A 239-nucleotide genomic window follows, 5' to 3' on the forward strand; every position below is an offset into this window, starting at 1 on the left:
CCGCGCCAATGAAGGTCGCGAAGGCCCGCTGCACTTACCGTACCTGACCAAACTGGGCCTCGGCAAAGCGGCTGCGCTCTCTACCGGTCGTTTCCCGCCAGGCCTCGATCCCAACGCGGAAATCATCGGTGCGTATGCTTACGCCAGCGAAATGTCGTCCGGTAAAGATACGCCGTCGGGCCACTGGGAAATCGCCGGCGGGCCGGTGCTGTTTGATTGGGGCTACTTCAGCCATAGAG

1 pseudogene is annotated in these 239 nt (G+C 61.9%); it reads left to right on the top strand.

Features of this window, described 5'->3' with window-relative positions:
• Positions 1-239, top strand: a pseudogene (locus KVT28_RS26620) (phosphopentomutase); the annotation flags it as partial.

Source organism: Pantoea sp. GbtcB22 (genome assembly GCF_019091025.1).
Taxonomy (GTDB): domain Bacteria; phylum Pseudomonadota; class Gammaproteobacteria; order Enterobacterales; family Enterobacteriaceae; genus Pantoea; species Pantoea leporis.